The organism is uncultured Amnibacterium sp., from assembly GCF_964244015.1.
GTDB lineage: Bacteria > Actinomycetota > Actinomycetes > Actinomycetales > Microbacteriaceae > Amnibacterium.
In genome coordinates this window covers 1-2406 of record NZ_CAXTHO010000209.1, presented here as the reverse complement: position 1 = coordinate 2406, position 2406 = coordinate 1, and the positions used below count along the sequence as shown (strand labels likewise).

Sequence of the window (2406 nt, the reverse complement as noted above, 5' to 3'; positions counted from 1 at the left end):
ATCCAGACCGGCACCTTCGTGCCGACGCCCGGCACCGCGCGGACGCGCCCGCCCTGCTCCCCTTCCTCGGCGAAGTAGCCGATCAGCTCCCGGCCCGTGGACGAGGGCGCCCAGGTCACTGCCCGGAACCGCTCCACCCCCTGCAGGGTGAGCCGGCGGATCACCGCGGTGGGTTCCGGGTGGCCGGAGACGCAGACGTCCCACTCGATCGCGAGGGCCTTGTACGGCGCCTTCATCTCGCTGGTCACTCCTCGAGCCGGTCGACCGCGGATGCCCAGACCCAGGCTTCGCGGGCTTCGTCGCCGGCGCCGGTCCACGTCACCCGGACCGCGCGGCTCGTCTGAGGACTGCTGAGCGACCGTCAGCGGGTCTGGCCGCTGCGCTATGCGCGCCGTCGATCGTGCGCTGTGCCTAGGGGTTCCAGCCCGCGGTGACGAGGACGTACTTGATCCCGTCCGGCACCGACCCCCACTGGCGTTGAAGTGGTCGAAGAGGCCCGGGTCAGTCGTTCATGACCGCGGCGCAGAACCATCGGCCCCGGGTCACGCGGCCGTCTCCCTGCGGAGTGCTTCGACGTCGGAACGGAGGAACAGATAGGCCCCGGTGTGCCCGGGGATCTTCTTCGCGACAGGAAGCCGACCGTCCTGGACGAATCGTCGGAGCGAGCGTCGGTCGTAGCCCATGAGCTGCTCGGCCTCAGTCATCGTGACCAGGTCGTCGAGCTCAATCGTAGGCATGTGCCTAGTGTGGGGCGTACGCCTAGGCAGCGGCAAGGCAGGCACGCCCGACTCTTGCCTCATCTTCGGAGCGTGCCCTAACTTAGGCACATGACGATCGCTACCCAGGATCGCCGGTACCCGCAGTTCACGGTCGGCTGGCGGCTACGGCTCGCCCGCACGACCCTCGGGCCGGACATGGACGTTGCCCGGTTCGCCACCCTCATCGGGGTGAACCGGAACACGGTCACGAACTACGAGCTCGAGCGAACCCCGGCCGACAGGATGCGACCCATCGTGCTGAACGCGTGGGCACTGGCGACCGGGGTTGACCCGGACTGGCTACGAACCGGCGTGCAGCCTCCCAGTGAGCGCCCCGAGCGAGACTCGAACTCGCAACCTACGGATTAGAAGGCCGTTGCTCTATCCATTGAGCTATCGGGGCGGATGCGGTCGGTCCACGAGTGTACGGGCGGGTGACCACGGACGACCGGCGGCTTCGGCCTGGGCTCGTGCGGGGATTCGCGACTGGTGCGGGTGCGATCGCAACCGCGGCAGTCGGAAATTACCGCACGAGGGGTCGCCGAGCACGATCAGGTGCGGGGGACGAGGTCTTCGCCAGGGCTGCCGCGGCCTCGGACCGCCGAGGCGGCGACCGGGGGAGGCGTCGTCAGATCGAGGTTCTGCGTCACCTGTGCCTCGTCGTCGTACGAGTCGAGCCACCCGGGCGAAGGCGTCACCGGAGCCGCCGGTGCGACGCCGTCCGCCGCCTGCTGCGGCTCGTCGGGGCGTGCGTGACGGGCCTGCTGGTGCGCCTCGAGCCGTACGGCCTCAGCCCCGTCTGCTGAGGGGGTGCTCGCAGCCCGGTGCGGATGCGACAGCTGGACCGGAGCGGTGCTGACTGGAACCGGCTCGCTCTCATCGACGGTCGGCGGCTCGACTGCTCGGGTCTTCAACCGCTCCTGCTGAAGTCGTTCACCGGCCCGGGTCCGCTGCCATGCGGGTACCGCTCCGCTCGCGGCCAGGGCCGCCGCCGCTGGTGCTGGTGCTGGCGGTCTCGCCGTGGCTCCTACCGCCGCGACCTCCGGCGCCGCCGCCGCCGCCGCGGACTCTTCGGGCGGGGGAGTCCGACGCGGGCCGGGTTGCGGTCGCGAGAACCGCTCCTGCCCGGCCGCACCGACGGATGCGGATTCGTCGATCGCGGGCTCGACCGCCTCCGGCGCCGGCGCGCCCGCCATGGGGACCCGGGTCGCCGCCGACGGACCGAACAGCCGCTTCGCGCGGGCGGGGCGCTCGACCCACGCCACGAGGCGGTCGCGCAGCTCGTCGAGCTCACTCGCTGCGGAGTGGTCTGCGGGCCGCTGCTGCAGCGCGTCGATGCGCGCCGCGGCCCAGTCCGCAGCGAGCCCGGCGCCGGTGAGCGGCAGCAGGCGGGTCCGCACGTCGGCCTCCGTGCGGAGGCGCGACGCGTCATCGTCGTTCGGGGCGACCACGACTCGAGCCGCGGCGACCAGCGCGCCGACGGCCGACGCCGCTTGGATCCGGTCCGATCGACGGATCATCGCCCGCACCGCCGACCGCGCGATCAACGCTGACACGAGCGCGGCGACGAGGATCACGAGCGCGGGGATGATGGCGGTCTGCAGCACCCGGGCGCCGCCGGGTGACTGGAACCAGGCGACGAGGTCCT

At 71.7% G+C, this 2406-nt stretch carries 3 protein-coding genes and 1 tRNA gene; all 4 read right to left on the bottom strand.

Annotated features, from left to right (window positions below; translation table 11 throughout):
- On the bottom strand, positions 1-236 hold a 236-nt coding region (locus tag ACFE67_RS14885; protein WP_375407649.1), incomplete at its 3' end, for a hypothetical protein.
- A 306-nt stretch (positions 237-542) separates the two neighbouring features.
- Positions 543-737: a helix-turn-helix domain-containing protein gene (locus tag ACFE67_RS14880; protein ID WP_375407648.1), complete on the bottom strand. Its 195-nt coding sequence runs from the start codon at positions 735-737 to the stop codon at positions 543-545.
- Positions 738-1088: 351 nt separating this feature from the next.
- Positions 1089-1161 (bottom strand) — tRNA-Arg (locus ACFE67_RS14875).
- 148 nt (positions 1162-1309) lie between these two features.
- Positions 1310-2406 (bottom strand): hypothetical protein (locus ACFE67_RS14870; protein ID WP_375407647.1); only part of this gene is annotated, 1097 nt, incomplete at its 5' end.

What these genes read in the sequence shown, in the direction of transcription:
- ACFE67_RS14880 (WP_375407648.1), bottom strand. Translation starts at nt 737, where the DNA reads ATGCCTACGATTGAGCTCGACGACCTGGTCACGATGACTGAGGCCGAG.